The following is a 16,515-nucleotide window of genomic DNA, read 5'->3' as shown; positions in this document are numbered from 1 at the left end:
CGATCCCGGCGACGGGTACTGCGGTCAGTTGAATCGTCATATGCGCAGGTTAGGGCTTGATGTGCGGTCGAGGGAAAGACCGGTACGGGATAGACTCAGAACGGATCGTTATCAATCGGCAGGGAGGGCACGTGGCTCCGGATACGGTGAGCCTGCGGTACTTCCTGGTGCTGGCGCAGGAGTTGAACTTCACCCGCGCGGCCGCACGGATCGGTATCGCACAGCCCGCACTCAGCGCCCGGATGCGCCGATTGGAGGCGGAACTCGGTACGGCCCTGCTGGTCCGCAACACGCGTAGCGTCGTATTGACCACGGCCGGTGCGGCTTTGGCGGAGTCCGCGCCGCACGCGCTGGCGGCGCTGGACCGGGCGTGGGACACCGCCCGGAGCGCGGCGGCCGGTGAACTGGGCACGCTGCGCATCGGATACAGCCTCAGCACCGGGGCCGAGACGGCAACAGCCCTGGTGGACAGGCTGATTCGCGGCAACAGCGGACTCGAGGTCGGCGCGGTCCCGATGGCGACACCGGAGATCTCCCCCGCGGTCGCCGACGGCCGCATCGATGCCGGGATCACCCGCGGTGAACAGCCGGGCCGTGGCGTGCGCCGGTTCCTGCTGCGGCGTGCGCGCATCGGGGTCCAGCTGGCGCAGCACCATCCGCTGGCCGAACACCCGGAGATCGAGATCGCCGACGCGGCCGCGTATCCGCTGCGACTCCCGGACCGTGCGGCCAACCCCGTGATCCACGATCAGCTGTCCGCACTGTTCCGAGACACCCGACCACACCCCCGGTTCCACACGCCCGCAGTCTCTTTCGACATGTCTCAGCGCGACCTGCGCGACGGGGTCACCCTCGCCCCGGCCGGAGAAGCCGCGGCCACGGCACAACCGGCCGGTCTCACCTGGCGACCACTGCGAGGCGCGCCCAGCCTGACGATCCACCTGGTCCTCCCACGCGAGCAGTCGCCACTACACCGCCGCATCCGTGCCGTCGCCAAAACCCTGGCGCACGAGCTGCACTGGCTGCCGGACTGACGCGCAAGAGGTCAAGCGAGACGGACGCCTGCGGTGGCGAGGCCGAAGACCCTGCGCCCGGCGGACTTCGCGGTGATGACGACGACGGTGGTCTTGCTGAATGTCCGACACGACCTCGCTACGCCGGCGGATCAGCATCCGATGATGGCCCCGGGTCCGGTCCGAGTCGTACACCGCGGCGACGTCCTCGCCCAGCCCGAGATCTCGGCGGATACCGCGCCTTCGCCGACGCCGAACCGGACAAGCACGGGTAACCGGCGGGAACGCCCGCCGTCAACGGCGTCCATGACGTCGGTCAATGCTTAACGCCAACCACTGTTCCATTGCTCCCCGAGGCCGTATACGAGCACAGGGCCATGACAGGCGGGTGACCGTAAACTCGTCCACCCAGAGCGCCTTTTCGCCAACCTACGCGCAGGTTCCCGCGACTCAGCGGCCAGAAATCAGCGAACCCGCTCGCTTTACCCGGAGGCAGCGTCGAACAGGGCGAGTCGCCCCTCGACGCCGCGCGCCGAGAAGTCCGCGAAGAGCTCGGCCTTGACCTCGACCTCAACGAACACGCCCTCCTCGCGATCGAGTGGCTGCAGGCCACTCGGCCGGAGCGACGGGACCGCCTCGCCCTGGTCTTCGTGGGCCCCGTACTGACGCCCGCGGACACAACAGGCATCGTGCTGCAGTCCGACGAGATCGACGACTGGGGTTGGCAGGCCCTGGACAGCGCCCTGCAGCCCCTCCGCCCCGCGCTCGCGGCACGCCTGCGAGGCCCGCTCCAGCTCCCCGGATCAGCCTTCTACCGCGAGACACGAACCGAGAGGAAGCCCCGCCCATGAGCGACTTCCCGAACCGCAAGCTGCGCATCGGCACGCGCAGCTCACCCATGGCGCTCGCACAGGTCGACCAAGTCTCCCTGCTGCTCCGTAAACACGAGCCCGACCTCGACATCGAGATCGTGCCCGTCACCACCGAGGCCGACCTCTGGCAGGCCGACCTCTGGCAGGGCGACCTCGCCAAACTCGGCGGGAAGGGCCTGTTCGTCAAGCAGATCGACCAGATGCTGCAGCGCGGCGACGTCGACATGGCCGTGCACTGCATCAAGGACGTCCCCGGTGACGTCGCCCTGCCCGAGGGCCTGGTCTTCGCCGCCTACCTCCCCCGCGACGACGTACGCGACGTACTCCTCTTCCCCGAGGGCTCCGACCGGCAGACCCTCGCCGACCTGCCGCCGGGCGCCACCGTCGCCACGTCCGCCGTACGCCGCAAAGCACAGATCAACCGCGTCCGCCCCGACCTCAACGTCGTACGCGTCCGCGGCGCCGTCGGAACCCGCGTCGAGAAACTCGACGGCACCAAACCGATGGACCACAAACTCGACGCGATGATCCTGGCCACGTCCGGCCTCGAACGCCTCGGCATCGCCCGCCGCGCCCGACAGGTCTTCACCGTCGCCGAGATGCTTCCGGCCGTCGGCTCCGGAGCGCTCGGCCTCGAATGCCGCCGCGACGACGGCGCCGTAGCCGGACTCCTCGCGCGCCTCAACGACGACCCCACCATGACCGAGATCACGGCCGAGCGCGTGATGCTGCACGGCCTGCGCGGACACTGCAACAGCCCCATCGCCGGGTACTGCGTCACCGAACCCGACGGCCAACTCAGCCTGCGCGGCATGGTGTTCTCTCGCGACGGCTCCAAGTTCGTACACGCCCACTTCTGGGGCGAGTCCATCAACGACCCCGCCGTACTCGGCTCACGCGTCTGCGCCGAACTACTCCGCCAAGGTGCCCGCGACATCATCGAGGGCATCCCGCACTGACGTGTCCGATGGATCGTGTCTTCGGTGAACCGTCCAGGCCGAGACAGGTGCGGAGTGGTGAGGCATCACCTCCACCACTCCGCACCTACGCGAATCGCCCCGCCCCGTCCGAAGGTGGTGGGACTGGACGCGGCCCCATCTGGCAAGTCAGCCGTTGAAGCCGTCGTTGCCCATGGTCGGGTTCAGGACTCCGACCGCATTGACGGTGTTTCCTACGGCGTTGACTGGCACATGGACCGGCACCTGCGGAAGGTCCCCGGAGCCGACGCCAGGCGACTCGACTGCCTCGCCATAGGCATCTGCGCCGTGGGCAGCAGCGGTCCCGGCGCTGGCGAGCACGGTGGCAGCAACCAAGCTGATCGAGGCAATGACGGTACGTGCGCGCAAGATTCCTCCTGTTAAGTAGGGGTCACCAGCGCTAACGTCATCCGATGATCGGAGCAACGCCCGTCACGCGAACGGTGAAGCAAACTCACACCATCGGTGTTAACAGGGCGGGCGGCCTCGCCACTGGAACGCCACCGGTCAACCGATCGTGACCCATTCGGACGGGCTCTAGCCACTCCATGCCGGCAAGACACAAACAGGCGCACAGCCGCCCCGCCCGGGGGCCGTTCCACGTCTACGCTGACGCGCAGGGGAGGGATCGACCGGGGTGACGCAGGCGCGTTCGCCGCCGCCGCGGCGTACTACGCGCGGGAGACCTTGAAGAGCCAACAGAAACAGATAGAGCCAACAGAAACAGATCAGGGAACAGCGGCAGTTCATTGCCGAGCAGTCGATGAACCTGCGCTGGAGCGCGAGGAACTGCGCCAGGCTACGCTCGAACGGCGAGAGAGGCAGGCCCGCTTGGTCCACGTCGAGGAGGGCTACGGGGAGCGCAGACTTGGCCTTCTGAGAACGGCAGCGATGCGCCGATATATGACTTCGTGTATATGACCTCGTGCTCCAATTCGGAAACGAGGTCCCAGCAACTGGCACACCGATCCTCGGAAATCGACGCATCAGCCTTGGGCCTACCTCGCCATTGGAGCCGGGACGGCTTCCGCGTGCAGTGTTCGGCGCTGGGCAGGCGCTGACTTTCGAGCTGAAGCACGAGGCCGGGGAGCGGCTCCCTGAGCTCCGAGAGTTCCTTCGTCACCGTGCGCGATGCGAGTGGGAGCCACCTTGTCTGACGGCCTGTGACATGCCGCTGGTGGCGTAATGCGATGTGTGGGCCGATTGGCCGGTCACGCTGTGGGCGTTTTCGTCACGGTCGTGTCAGGAGCCCGTGGGTGTACAGGTCGCGTGACTGGAGGTTCGAGCGGATCCGTCGTGATCGCTGGTTGGATCCATCGGTCTCGGGCTGGAACCGAGTCCTGCCGTTTCCAGGCAATCCAGGACGAGCGCCGCACGGCCCGCACGGCCCGCACGAAGCATTGAGCAGGCACTCATGAACCCCGATGCCGGAAAGGACTGGGCTAGCTTCGCGAAGGCGGCACCGGACCTTGCCCGGCATGCTCGTGCCGCCGCTGAACGCTACGGTTTCGTCCTGGTCGGGACGATCCGGCGGGACGGAACACCCCGAATCAGCCCAGTTGAGATTCATTTCGTGCGGCACCAGCTGATGCTCGTCATGATCGCAGGATCACACAAAGCCCGTGATCTTGATCGCGACGCCCGTCTGGTCCTGCAAACTCCGGTGACCAATCCCGCCAGCCCCGAGCCCGAGGTCAAGCTCCGCGGCCACGTGATCGACGTGGACGAAACGCAACGCGAGGCGACCGCTGCGTCGATCGAGTCAGCGAGCGGCTGGCGTCCCCGCGATTCGTGGCGCTTCTTCGCCGTGATCCTGAGTGCCGCAAACTACATCGAGTGGGAAGAGGACGAAATGACCTTGAGCCACTGGGACAACGTCAACGGGCTCCGGCCAGCCGAACGACGCCGACTGGACATGGAGGCCAGTAACTACGTCCCGGTCATCGAGTGACCAGCACCCACGCAGAAACCGGGCCCTTCTGAACCGCGCCCGTCAGGGACGCATCGCTGCCGCGGTGACTCCCGTCCACCCTGCCGAAACCTTAGGAAGACTGACGATCTCCCAAATCTCTCCTAAACGGCCCAGATCTTGGGGCGTTGTGGCTGGTCACCACCCTAAAGAACCTTTCTTGCAAGGCGGATGCCAGCGGTTCGAAACCGTCCGCGCCCACCGGGTACGAACAGCGCGCCCGGCTCCCAAGACGGGCGCGCTGTTCGTCGTAGCTGTTCGTCGTAGTCGTGGCATGAACGGACTCGGACCGGCCGTCAGTCCTCCAGAGCGTCCAGGACGTCGCCGAGGTCGATGAACTTGAAGCCCGTGGCTTGCCTGTCGCCGTCCTCCGGTGCCATGTGGCCGTCCTGGACGACCAGCAGGCCGTTCGGGTACTTGGTGCCCAGGGGCTTGGCGAGTGCGTCCGCGCCGTCGGACTCCTCGGAGCCGTCCAGTTCCTCGGACGCGGCGGTCACCTGGAAGCCGCCCTCGTGCTCGTAGCCGTCGGACTTCTCACGGTCGTAGGCGACGAAGGTGTTGTCGCCTTGGCTCGAGGCGAGCAGGTAGCCGTCCCCTCCGTCCTGCTTCAGCAGCGTCAGGCCCTCGACGTCGGCCGATACGTGTTTGCCCCCGAAGCCGGGGTCCTCGCCCGCCACGCACTCGTCGGAGGCTTCGTCGTACGTGGCCGGGATGCCGTACTCACGGACCTTGTCCTGGAGCACCGGCTTGCCGCTCAGGTCGGCCGGCAGGCGCCAGATACCGACGTCCTCCTGGCCGGCGAAGAGGGTGCCCGTGGCCGGGTCGACCACCATGCCCTCGACCTGCGGCCCCTCGCCGGGCTCGCCGCACGGGGACCAGGAGGTGCCGTCGGGCATCGTGAAGGTGTCCGGCAGATCCACGGTGCGGACCTGCTTGTAGGAGACCTTGCCGTCCTGGGTCGCCGTCAGCTCGAGGAGCGCGACGCTGGTGGTCGCGGCCTGGCTGACCAGTGCGTAGGACGTGCCGGTCGACGCGTCGGTGTAGGTGGCCAGGCCGTACGCGGTGCTCTTCTCGTTGACCTCGCCTTGCGAGCCGGAGAAGATCCACGGTGCCGAGGCGTCGGTGACGTCGGTGAGCGGGGCGTCGGGCTTGTCGCCGTCGATGCGGTAGATGCGCAGCTTGTCGCTGCCGCGGTCGCTGGTGACGGCGAGGTCGGCGGGGCCGGAGCCCAGGTTCATGCCGTGCACGAGGTCGACGTTGTTGAAGCGGCCCGGTGCGTCGTCGGGGCCTGGCGCCTCGGGCGCGGGGATCGACTGCACCTGTTGGGCGTCGAGGTCGTAGACCCGCAGGCCGCCTTCCTTGGCGGTGGCGACGACGAGGCTGGCGTCCGGGTGGTCGGCGTTGCGCCAGATCGCCGGGTCGTCGGCGTTGCCGCCCTCGTCGTCGTCGAACATCGCGGCGGTCTCGGCGCGGGGGGCGACCGTGGGCGGCGCGCCGCTGTCATCGGCTCCGGCCGTGGGTACTGCCGGAATCCCGGCGACCAACGCCACCGCCGCAGCCGCAGCCGCAGCCGCAGCCGCAGCGACGAGACAAGGGCGTCCGCTTCTGGGCATGTGCACGAACAGTCTCTTTCTGCAAGGAGAGTTGAACGACGAACGGTCGGTCCTCGCTCCGGAGCCGACGGTAAGTCCGGGCCTACTCCCACCACTTGGATTGGACTGACATGGCATGCTCACGACTACGAGCGGGGAGTGGGCGGCGCCCGGGTGGCCCGTACATGGCGCGGGGATGGCCGTTGGCGCGCATGTCCGGCATGCCGTCGACATGCCCTTGGCACGCCCTCGGCACGCCCTCGGCACGCGGGACATGCAGCGCCGGACATGCAGCGTCTCGTCACATGCAGCGTCTCGTCGACGACAAGACCGTTTCCCGGCTCAACTCCCCTGCCCCGGGCGGGAGTCGCATCACGCCAAGATGTGCACCAGGAACCAGGTCGCGAATCCCACCCAGGCGAGGGCGAACAGCGCTCGGCCGGGGCGAGTGTGCACCCGGAACCAGGCTCGGACGCGCTCGCTGAGTGTGTCGCCCGGAGTCTTGTTCCATAGGGCGTAGAGCTCGTACGCCGCCCCGGCGGCCAGAAGGACGACCCAGATCACGTCAACGGCTTCCACCCCGTGCCCTCCCTTCGCCGACCGCGGCCGACGTGCCCGCTGTAGTCCCTTTACCCGCTGGTCCCGTCCGTCAAAGTCCAGCCCGGACAGCGGTTCCGCCGAGTCAGATAGCGGTTCAGCTCGGTCGCCGCGTTGAGCATGGCGAGACCTCGTTCGGTCAGCCTTTGCTGCCAGTCGGCCAGGGCGTTGGAGAGGGTTTCGGTGCCGCCCGCTGTTCGGATCTGCTGGAGCACGGTGGAGATGTGGTCCAGGGGGTAGCCACCGCGTCTGAGGAGGTGGGCCAGTTCGGCGTCGCGGATGTCGCTTGCCCTGAAGACGCGGTATCCGGTGAGGGGGTCTCGGGCCGGGGCGAGGATGCCGACGTCCTCCCATTTGCGCAGAGTTGCCGGGGTGACGCCGAGCTGGTGGGCGAGTTCACCGATGGTTCGGGAGGCGGGGTCCGTCGAGTGGTCCGGTGCGGCGTCGGAGTCTGCTGAGTGGTCCGGTGCGGCGTCGGCGTCTGCCGTCAGGTGCTCGATCGCTTGCCTCACCGCGGCGAGGGTGTCCCGGTCGCGGAGCAACTGACTGTGGCCACGGTCGATGGCCGTCAGAGCATCGTCGAGTCTGTCCTGGTGGAGTGCGTTCATCACCTGGCCTGCTCCCGCATGGCCGTACGCCGGGATGAGCGCGAGGAAGGCGCGGAGTGCTGCCGCGTGCAGCTCGGTGTAGATGCGGTAGCCGGTCGGGGTGCGCTCGGCGGGTGGCAGGAAGCCGTCCCGCTCGTAGTTGCGGACCGCCTGGGTCGAGAGGCCGTGCTCGCGTGCGAGGTCAGTTGGCCGCAAGGGGATCACCGGGTAGCAGGTATGGGTTATCGGTCCTCAGGTTCTCGGTCCCCAGGGCCTCAGGGCCTTCCTCAGGTCCTCAGGTTCTCGCTTCTCGGTTTGAGACTTTTGGCGGGGCTTGGTCGCCAATGGCTGGGGACTCGCTGAGTAAGTCTCAACCGGAATTTCAGAGGTACGATTATGGCACATGACTCAGGACATTCGAGACTTCGTGCCCCCGTCATGTGAGCTGTTGGCGCTCGGCGAGCCCACGCACCAGGAACCGGCCTTTGCGCGAGTTCGCAACGAGCTGTTCGTTCAGCTGGCCGACCTCGGCTTCCGGTCGATCGCCCTGGAGACCGATCGCGTGGCCGCGCTCGGCGTGAACGCCTTCGTCCAGGAGGGAGTGGGGTCCCTCGACGCGGCGATGAGCCAAGGCTTCTCCCACGGCTTCGGGAAGCTGGAGGGCAACAGAGACTTGGTTGCCTGGATGCGCGCCTATAACGAGGGCCGCCCCGCCGAAGAGCGGCTCGCCTTTCACGGCTTCGACGGTGCGATGGAGAACATGAGCGCGCCCAGCCCGCGGCGCTATCTCGCATACGCCCGCGACTATCTGGAAGCCGAGCTCGACCTCGGACTCGACCTCGACCTCGACCTCGCCTTCGACCCCAACTTCGATCGCGTCGACCTCGTCGACCGCGTCGACCTCGTCGGTGAGGACGAACAGTGGAGCCGCACCGAGGCGATCCTGGACCCGGCCATGTCCATCGGCGCCACGGCCGAGGCCGAGAAGCTGCGCGCACTCGCCGACGACATGCTCACCGCGCTCTACGCGCGCGCCCCGGAGCTGATCGCGGCGACGTCGCGCGCCGAGTGGCACAAGGCCGAGACCCACCTCACCACCGGTCTTGGCCTGCTGCGCTATCACAGGCAGTCCGCACAGCCTCGCCTCGAGGAGAGCGCACGGATATCCCGTCTGCTTGCCACCCGGGACGCACTCATGGCCCAGAACCTCCTCGCCATCCGGGGCATCGAGGCCCGACGGGGCCCGACCCTGGTGTTCGCCAACAACCTCCACCTCCAGCGGAATCCGAGCACCATGCGGATGCGGGAGATGGACCTCAACTGGTTCGGTGCCGGCGCCATCGTGGGGTCCCTGTGGGACGAGGACGAGCAATGCGTCGAGCGGTACGGCGAGCAGTACGGCCAGTGGTGCGACGGGCGGTACGACGGGCGGTGCGACGGGCGGTACGTCTTCGTCGCCGGGAGCCTGGGGCGTAGTGAAGCCATCGGGCTGCGCGAGGCCGCGCCGGGTACGTTCGAGGGCCTCCTCCAGCGACGTATCGCCACCTGGGGTCTGACCACGCCCGCCGCCGCAGCGGCGGCCGACCCGGGCGCGCCCGCCCGCACGCGCGCCGACACCACCCCGGAGCAGGGCTACTTCCCTCTCGATGAGGCGACCCTCGACGGGGCCGACGCCGTCCTGCACATCAGCACCGGTACGACCATGACCGACAGTCCGTCAGTTCCCTGACCAACCCCAACCAGCCCTGACACCAGCACCGACCAGCACCGACCAGCCCTGACCAGCCCCGGCGAGGCCGCCGCGAACTTTTCGGCCCGTGTGTTCGTCCTTCACGGGTGGGAGGTTCGTCCTGCACGGGTGGGAGAATGGCTCGGGGTCCAGGGCGGATGGCCGACGGCGGATGGCGGATGACAGTGCGGGAGTGGATGTGACGGCGACACCATCGCGGCAGACGGACCGCCCACTGCCGCGGCAGACGGACCGCCCACTGCGCGATGTTCTCAGCGTTCGCGACGTTCTCGGTCTGGTACTGCTCCCGCTGCCGTTGCTCGCCGCCGTGCTGCCCGCGGCCTTCGCCGGGGGCGGCACCCGGCGCTGGTTCGGGCGCGGTGAGGGGCAACGGGCCGACGCGCAGGCCGCGAAGGACGAGGCGGCCGCCGCGTTCTACGAACTCGACACCGCCCAGCGCGATCTGCGGATCTCGATCGAGACCATCACCGCCGTGGACAGCGCGCCGCCCGCCCGCCGGGCCGCCGCCGACTTCGAGGCGCTCGGGCAGCGCATCGACGAGGTCAGCCACCGGTACATCACCGCGGTCGACGCCCAGGATCTCGACCGCGAGGACCTGGACGCCGCCACGGCCGCCCGCGCCAAGGCCGAGCTGACCCGGGCCCGGGACGAGTTGACCCGGGTCAAGCAGGACCTCGACCGGTTCGCCCAGTCCCTCGGGCCGCTGCTCGACAAGGCCGAGACCCAGCTCGCCCGGCTCGCCCCGGCCGTGGAGCGGGCCCGCCAGGCCCTGCGGGCCGCGAGCGGCGCCCTGGACGCGGTACGCGCCTCCGGGCTGCGGGCCGACGAGCTCGCGGCCCGGTTCGCCGCCCTCGGCCCCGAGCTGACCCGGCTCAACGAAGGGGCGGGACGGCACGGCGTACAAGAAACGCTGCACCGCGCCGACCGGGTCCTCAGGGACGCCGAAGCCGTACGCGCCGAGGCCGAGCGGCTGCCGGAGCGGGCCGCCGAGACCGACCGGCGCCTGGTCTCGCTGCGCACCCGCGCACAGGCCCTGACCACGCGAGCCGCGCAGGTCGAGCCGGTCCTCAGCGAGCTGCGCCGCCGGTTCACGGTGGCCTGCTGGCAGGACCTGCAACGGGTGCCCGAGCAGGCCGCGGACGCGGTACGGCAGGCCGAGGAGAAGCTCGCCGAGGCCCGTACGGCGCGCGCGGAGCAGCGCTGGGCGGACACCACGGCGCTCCTCGGCACCGTACGGGCGCTCCTGAACACCACGGACGAGGCGGTCTCCGCGGCCAGTGACCGGCTGCAGCGGCTGAACGCCGTGGCCAAGGACCCGAGCCAGGAGGTGGAGCGGACCCGGTTCGCGATCCGGGACGCCCAGCGGCTCGCCATGGCCGGGCGGCACACCCCCGACCCGCGGCACGCCCGCCCGCTCGACGACGCCGTGGCCCGCCTGGACCGGGCCGTCGCCACGCTGGAGGGGCGGCACCCCGACTACTGGCACTTCCTCACCGAGACGGCGGCGGTACGGGAGACCGCGCAGCGGGTCGTGGCGGAAATTCGGGCGGAGCGAGGGGCCGGGGGCTGAGCCGGGGCCTAGGGGGCGTCTCCCCTAGGCCCTGTCTTCTAGGTCCTGTCTTCACACTCGCGTCGGGGCCTGGCCTCGTTTCCGCTGGTCACGGCCACCAGGTGACAGAAGGACCCTCCTGGGCCGATCCTGGAAGAACGCAGTCAGTACGCCCGCGTCAGCCAGTGCGCCCGCGTCAGCCGGTACGCACCCCGCGTACCCCCTCCGCGAGCGTTGAGGGAGGCGGACATGGCCACGCCAGTGCTCCACACCGTAACCAAGCGGCGGCACATCAGGCTCGACGAGCACCTGCCCGTCGACCACCACCTGAGCCAGGTCTACCGGGTCGGTGCCGGGCTGACCGGACTCGTACTCCTGGCCTTCGGCATCCTCGGCCTGATCGACCAGATCGGGTTCTTCGACACCCGCGGGGACACCGTCGCCGGGCTCAACACCAACGGCGCGCTCAGCGTCCTGTCGATCTGTGTCGGCCTGCTGCTCTTCGTCGGCATGGTGATCGGCGGGAACTTCGCGTCCACGCTCAACATGGTCCTGGGCCTCGCCTTCATCCTCAGCGGCTTCGTGAATCTCGCGCTGCTCGAGACGGGCCTCAACTTCCTCGCCTTCCGCATCCAGAACGTGCTGTTCAGCTTTGTTGTGGGCGTGATGCTGATGTGGTTCGGGATGTACGGCAGGGTGGGCAGCGCCCTACCGCACGACAACCCGTACTGGAAGGCCCGCCACCCCGAGCAGGCGGCGCGGGAGCAGCGGGCCCGCGAACGGCGGGAACGGCGGGGGCGGACCGCCTGAAACACTGACCCGCACCCTCTGAACGACGGTTCCGCCGACTCCAGCGGAACCGTCGTTCAGGCTGCACCCCGAAAAGCCCCCAGCAGCCCCGCACCCCCGGAAGGACCGGCCCTCATGATGAAGATCACCCGCATCGAGACCTTCCTCGCCCCGCCGCGCTGGATGTTCGTGCGCGTGGAGACCGACGAGGGCCTCGTCGGCTGGGGTGAGCCCGTGGTCGAGGGGCGGGCCGAGCCGGTGCGGGCCGCGGTCGAGGTGCTCGCGGAGTATCTGCTCGGGCAGGACCCGCTGCGGATCGAGGACCACTGGCAGGTGATGACCAAGGGCGGCTTCTACCGCGGCGGACCGGTCCTGTCCTCCGCGATCGCCGGGCTCGACCAGGCGCTGTGGGACATCAAGGGCAAGGCGTACGAGCAGCCGGTGCACCAGCTGCTCGGCGGCCCGGTCCGGTCGAAGATCCGGGCGTACGCCTGGGTGGGCGGGGACGAGCCGAGCGAGATCCGCGACGCGGTGACCGAGCAGATCGAGGCCGGATTCACCGCCGTCAAGATGAACGGCTCCGGCCGGATGACCCCGCTCGCCACCCGCGCCGAGATCCGCGACTGTCTGCGCCGCGCCGAGACCGCCCGTGAAGTCCTCGGTGACGAGCGGGACTTCGGGCTCGACTTCCACGGCCGGGTCTCCCCCGCCAACGCCCGCCGACTCCTTCCGCAGCTCGCCGAGTACGCCCCGATGTTCGTCGAGGAGCCGGTGCTCTCCGACTACATGCACGCCGTGCCGGACCTGGTGAACGCCTCCACCATCCCGATCGCACTCGGTGAACGGCTGTACTCCCGGCGGGAGTTCCTCGCTCCGCTACAGGCCGGGGTGGCGATTGTGCAGCCGGACATCTCGCACGCGGGCGGCATCTCGGAGCTGCGCCGGATCGCCTCGCTCGCCGAGGTGTACGGGGCCCAGGTCGCCCCGCACTGCCCGCTCGGCCCGGTCGCGCTCGCCGCGAGCCTCCAAGTGGCGTTCACCACGCCGAACTTCCTGATCCAGGAGCAGTCCATCGGCATCCACTACAACCAGGGCGCCGAGCTCCTCGACTACGTCGTCGATCCCGAGCCGTTCCGCTTCCACTCCGGCGAGCTGATCCGGTCCCAGCGGCCCGGCCTCGGCATCGAGGTGGACGAGCAGGCGGTACGCGCGGCCGACCGGACGGGGCACGCCTGGCGCAACCCGGTCTGGCGGTACGAGGACTGCTCGTTCGCGGAGTGGTGAACACGGAGACCAGAACTGCCTTGAGTACTGCGACGAGCTGCTGCGTACTGCAATGAAGCCGCTGGAGCCGCTGGAGCTGTGGAGCTGTGGAGCTGCTGGACTGCTGAGTACTGCGATGAGAGGGAACGGCACGAACATGGACTTCAGTACCGCCCTGCGCACCGAGCGACTGGTCGCCATCGTCCGCGGCCACGACCAGGAGGCGGCCTTCCGCAGCGTGATGGCCCTGGTCGAATCCGGCATCCCGCTGGTCGAGGTGTCCCTGAGCAGCGTGGACGCCCTGACCGTGATCGAGCGCGCCCGCGCGGAACTCGGCGACTCCGCCTGGCTCGGCGCCGGCACCGTGGTCACGGCGGAGGACGCCCAGCGCGCCGCCGCGGCCGGGGCCAACCTCGTCGTCACGCCGGGTCTCGGCCCCGGCTTCCGCGCCGCGGTGCGGCAGGGGCTTCCGGTGCTCGCGGGGGTTCTGACCCCGACCGAGGTGTGCGAGGCCGCGGCCGCCGTGGACCTCGGCTCGGCCGCGCTGAAGCTCTTCCCGGCGGGCGCCGTCGGCGGGCCCGGCTATCTCAAGGCGCTGCGCGCGCCCTTCCCCGACCTGCCGTTCGTGCCGGTCGGCGGTGTGGGCGTGACGGAGGCCGCCGCGTATCTCGAACTCGGCGCGGTCGCGGTCGGCGTGGGCTCGCCGCTGGTCGGGGACGCGGCGGACGGCGGGGATCTGGCGGGGTTGCGGGCCCGGGCCAAGGAGTTCAAGGCGGTGTGCGGGTGAGCGGGGACGCTACGGGCGGGACCGAGGTCCTCACCTTCGGCGAGACGATGGTGGCGCTGCGCGGCAGTGGGCCGCTGCGCCTTGGCGGCTCGATGGACGTGTCCGTCGCGGGCGCCGAGTCGAATGTGGCGATCGGGCTCGCGCGGCTCGGCCATGCGGTCCGCTGGGCCGGGGCGGTCGGGGACGACGAGGCCGGGGAGCTGGTGCTCCGTACCCTGCGCGCCGAGGGCGTGGACGTGTCGGGGGCCTGTCGGGAGGGCGAGGCGCCGACCGGGCTTGTGCTCTTCGAGCCGCGGCTGCCCGAGGTGACGCGGGTGCACTACTACCGTGCCGGGTCCGCCGGTTCGCGGCTCCGCGCCCGCGCGGTCGAGGAGGCGTTCACGGCCGCGCCGCCGCGGATCCTTCACCTGACCGGGATCACCCCGGCGCTCGGCCCGGCCGCGCTGTGCGCCGCCCGGCGCGCGCTGCGGCTGGCCCGTGAGCACGCGACGCTCGTCTGCCTGGACGTCAACTTCCGCTCGCGGCTGTGGAGTTACGAGGACGCGTCGACGGTGCTGCGGGACTGGACACCGTACGTCGATGTCCTCATCGCCTCCGATGACGAGCTGCCGCTCTGCCTGCCGTACGACGGGCCGGGCGCGGCCCCTTCCGCTTCGGCGGAGCAGGCGGGGGTGCTGCTCGCGGCCGGCGTCGGCGAGGTCGTCGTGAAGCTCGGCGCGGACGGGGCCGAGGTGCACACGGCGGAGGGCTCACTGCGGACCCCGGCCCGGCAGGTGCGGGCGGTGGACGCGGTCGGGGCCGGGGACGCGTTCGTGGCCGGGTACCTGTCCGCGCTACTCGACGGGGAGGAGGCGGCCGGGCGCCTTGATCGTGCGGTCACCACGGGGGCGTTCGCGGTGGCTTCGCGGGGGGATTGGGAGGGGGCGCCGACTCGGGCGGAGTTGGGCCTTCTGGGTGCGGATTCGGGGACGGTGGTCCGCTGAGCCGGTGGCGGGGGCGCGGTTACCCTGGGGCCATGCCCCGTTATGAGTTCCGCTGCCGCAGCTGCGGCGAGACGTTCGAGGTCAGTCGGCCGATGTCCGAGTCCGGTGCGCCCGCGGTGTGCCCTGACGGGCACGAGGACACGGTGAAGTTGCTGTCGACCGTGGCGGTGGGCGGGTCCGCCTCCGCCTCCGGTGGTCCTGCCCCGGCGGCCGGTGCTGGTGGTGGGGGGTGCTGCGGGGGCGGATGCTGCGGGTGATCGTCTTCTTTCCCCGGTCCCGCCCCGCCCCGGATTCAAGCCCCTGAGGGGCTTGAAACGCGCCGCGCCAGCGTCAGCCCGTCCGCCACCGGCAGCATCACGCTGTCCACGCGGTCGTCCTCCTGGACCCGGTCGTTGAAGTCGCGCATCGCGCCCGCCGCGCCACCCGCCTCCGGGTCCGTCACACCGCCGCCCATGAAGACGTTGTCCACGACGAGCAGGCCGCCCGGGCGCATGCGGGGGACCAATTCCTCCCAGTAGCCGAGGTAGTTCTCCTTGTCGGCGTCGACGAACGCCATGTCGATGTGGGGCGTCTTCGGCAGCGCGGCGAGCGTTTCCAGGGCCGGGGCGATGCGGAGGTCGATGCGTTCGGCGACCCCCGCCTCCGCCCACGCCTCCCGCGCCCGCGCCGTCCACTCCTCCGAGATGTCGCAGGTCAGCAGCGTGCCGTCGGCGGAGAGTGCCTCCGCCATGGAGAGCGTGGAGAGCCCCGTGAAGGTGCCGACCTCCACGATGTGCCGGGCCCCGGTCAGCCGTACCAGAAAGGCGAGCAGCGGCCCCTGCTCCGGGGCCACCTGCATGCGGGCGAACTGCGGGAACTCGGTGTGCGTGATCTCGACGAGCATCCGCTGCACCGGGTCGAGCGGCGGGTTGTGCCCGAGCATGTACGCGTACAGCTCTTCCGTCAGCGGCGTCTTTCCCTTGTCCATGCCGTCACTGTGCCACCCCGCCCCGTGACCGTGGCGTTATTCGGCCGCCGCCGTGGCCAGGAATCCGCGCAGGATTTCCTCCCCCGCGAGCACCCCCCGGCCCGCCGTCACCGTCAGGCCGGGCGTCGCAAAGCCCGTGTCGGCCAGCTCGCCGTGGTCCGGGCGCCAGGCGCGGTCCGCCGCGAGGAGCAGGTCGGCGTCGAGGAGCGAGTCACCGGCGGCGAGGGTCAGCGGGGCGTCGGTGCGGCGGGCGACCTCGCGCATGGCCGCGCTCTTGGTCAGCGGCTTCGGCACGGCGTAGATCTTCCGGCCCTGCAACGACACCGTCCAGCCACGGCCCTCCGCCCACTCGCCGAGCTCCTTCACCCAGCCGTCGGGCAGCAGCGTCCGCTCCACCACCAGATACGCGAACAGATCCTCCGCCACCCGCTCCTTGAGCAGCCAGGACGCGTCGGCCGTACGCAGCAGATGCGCGCGCACCTCGTCGAGCGGGGCGCACTCGGCGGCCAGGCGGGCGGCCACCTGCCGCTGCCAGTCGCGGTCCGACTCCCCGTCGACCAGGAGATGGCCGCCGTTGGCACAGATCGCGAACCGGGAGGCGGGGCCCGGGAGATGGATGCGACCGTACTGTTCCCGGGTGCGGGTCGTCGTCGGCACGAACACGGCCGCGCCCGCGAGTTCCGTGAGCAGCCCCGCCGCCGTCTCCGTCAGATACGACAGCGGCTTGCCCTCGTACACCTCGACGCAGAGCAGCCGGGGCGCCTCCGCGTCGGGCATCGGCAGCTGGAGCGCGGCCGCCGAGTAGATGAGGGTTCGGTCC

At 70.0% G+C, this 16,515-nt stretch carries 16 protein-coding genes and 1 pseudogene; 11 read left to right on the top strand and 6 right to left on the bottom strand.

The window, feature by feature from the left end; translation table 11 throughout:
- Positions 1-131 precede the first annotated feature (131 nt).
- The 3 genes and pseudogenes from ACWD10_RS31445 to hemC all read left to right on the top strand — a co-directional run bounded on the left by ACWD10_RS31445 (position 132) and on the right by hemC (position 2,844).
- Complete coding sequence (locus tag ACWD10_RS31445; RefSeq protein WP_451097058.1) at positions 132-1,034, top strand: LysR family transcriptional regulator; 903 nt, start codon at positions 132-134, stop codon at positions 1,032-1,034.
- Between the two features lie 497 nt (positions 1,035-1,531).
- Positions 1,532-1,864 (top strand): annotated as a pseudogene (locus ACWD10_RS31440) (NUDIX domain-containing protein); the annotation flags it as partial.
- Positions 1,861-2,844, top strand: a complete 984-nt coding sequence (hemC, locus tag ACWD10_RS31435; protein WP_451097057.1) for a hydroxymethylbilane synthase — start codon at positions 1,861-1,863, stop codon at positions 2,842-2,844. The pseudogene ACWD10_RS31440 and the gene hemC, both read left to right, overlap by 4 nt.
- A gap of 147 nt (positions 2,845-2,991) precedes the next feature.
- On the opposite strand, the gene ACWD10_RS31430 is transcribed toward hemC, so the two are convergent.
- Positions 2,992-3,231, bottom strand: a complete 240-nt coding sequence (locus ACWD10_RS31430; RefSeq protein ID WP_451097056.1) for a chaplin — start codon at positions 3,229-3,231, stop codon at positions 2,992-2,994.
- Between the two features lie 1,045 nt (positions 3,232-4,276).
- Between ACWD10_RS31430 and ACWD10_RS31425 the strand changes: the two genes are divergently transcribed.
- On the top strand, positions 4,277-4,813 hold the full coding sequence (locus ACWD10_RS31425; RefSeq protein ID WP_451097055.1) for a hypothetical protein: 537 nt from the start codon (positions 4,277-4,279) through the stop codon (positions 4,811-4,813).
- Positions 4,814-5,127: 314 nt separating this feature from the next.
- Here the strand turns inward: ACWD10_RS31425 and ACWD10_RS31420 are convergent, their stop codons facing one another.
- The 3 genes from ACWD10_RS31420 to ACWD10_RS31410 form a co-directional block, all read right to left on the bottom strand.
- Positions 5,128-6,444 carry a phytase gene (locus ACWD10_RS31420; RefSeq protein WP_451097054.1) on the bottom strand — a complete coding sequence of 439 codons (1,317 nt, stop codon included), beginning with the start codon at positions 6,442-6,444 and terminating at the stop codon, positions 5,128-5,130.
- A gap of 351 nt (positions 6,445-6,795) precedes the next feature.
- A complete protein-coding gene (locus tag ACWD10_RS31415; protein ID WP_451097053.1) occupies positions 6,796-7,002 on the bottom strand; it encodes a hypothetical protein in 207 nt (68 codons plus the stop codon).
- Between the two features lie 50 nt (positions 7,003-7,052).
- Positions 7,053-7,832, bottom strand: coding sequence for a TioE family transcriptional regulator (locus ACWD10_RS31410; protein ID WP_451097052.1), 780 nt, complete (start codon positions 7,830-7,832; stop codon positions 7,053-7,055).
- A 178-nt stretch (positions 7,833-8,010) separates the two neighbouring features.
- Here ACWD10_RS31410 and ACWD10_RS31405 point away from each other — a divergent pair, with 178 nt between their 5' ends.
- The 7 genes from ACWD10_RS31405 to ACWD10_RS31375 all read left to right on the top strand — a co-directional run bounded on the left by ACWD10_RS31405 (position 8,011) and on the right by ACWD10_RS31375 (position 14,985).
- Entirely contained in the window at positions 8,011-9,336 is a 1,326-nt protein-coding gene (locus ACWD10_RS31405; RefSeq protein WP_451097051.1) for an erythromycin esterase family protein, read from the top strand.
- A gap of 199 nt (positions 9,337-9,535) precedes the next feature.
- Entirely contained in the window at positions 9,536-10,927 is a 1,392-nt protein-coding gene (locus tag ACWD10_RS31400) for a hypothetical protein (RefSeq protein ID WP_451097050.1), read from the top strand.
- Between the two features lie 228 nt (positions 10,928-11,155).
- Complete coding sequence (locus ACWD10_RS31395; protein WP_451097049.1) at positions 11,156-11,716, top strand: DUF4383 domain-containing protein; 561 nt, start codon at positions 11,156-11,158, stop codon at positions 11,714-11,716.
- A 117-nt stretch (positions 11,717-11,833) separates the two neighbouring features.
- The gene (dgoD, locus tag ACWD10_RS31390; RefSeq protein ID WP_451097079.1) at positions 11,834-12,979 is read left to right on the top strand and encodes a galactonate dehydratase; all 1,146 of its coding nucleotides are present in this window, start codon (positions 11,834-11,836) and stop codon (positions 12,977-12,979) included.
- A gap of 136 nt (positions 12,980-13,115) precedes the next feature.
- Positions 13,116-13,745, top strand: coding sequence for a bifunctional 4-hydroxy-2-oxoglutarate aldolase/2-dehydro-3-deoxy-phosphogluconate aldolase (locus ACWD10_RS31385; RefSeq protein ID WP_451097048.1), 630 nt, complete (start codon positions 13,116-13,118; stop codon positions 13,743-13,745).
- A complete protein-coding gene (locus ACWD10_RS31380) occupies positions 13,742-14,728 on the top strand; it encodes a sugar kinase (protein WP_451097047.1) in 987 nt (328 codons plus the stop codon). The genes ACWD10_RS31385 and ACWD10_RS31380 overlap by 4 nt, the downstream gene beginning before the upstream one ends.
- A 32-nt stretch (positions 14,729-14,760) precedes the next feature.
- Complete coding sequence (locus tag ACWD10_RS31375) at positions 14,761-14,985, top strand: FmdB family zinc ribbon protein (RefSeq protein ID WP_451097046.1); 225 nt, start codon at positions 14,761-14,763, stop codon at positions 14,983-14,985.
- A 35-nt stretch (positions 14,986-15,020) separates the two neighbouring features.
- On the opposite strand, the gene ACWD10_RS31370 is transcribed toward ACWD10_RS31375, so the two are convergent.
- Entirely contained in the window at positions 15,021-15,695 is a 675-nt protein-coding gene (locus ACWD10_RS31370; protein ID WP_451097045.1) for an O-methyltransferase, read from the bottom strand.
- A 36-nt stretch (positions 15,696-15,731) separates the two neighbouring features.
- On the bottom strand, positions 15,732-16,472 hold the full coding sequence (locus ACWD10_RS31365) for an HAD family hydrolase (protein WP_451097078.1): 741 nt from the start codon (positions 16,470-16,472) through the stop codon (positions 15,732-15,734).
- Between the last annotated feature and the right edge of the window lie 43 nt (positions 16,473-16,515).

This window comes from Streptomyces sp. NPDC002851 (assembly GCF_053591935.1).
The sequence above is the reverse complement of the archived record's forward strand: the minus strand, read 5'-3'. Positions and strand labels throughout refer to the sequence as shown.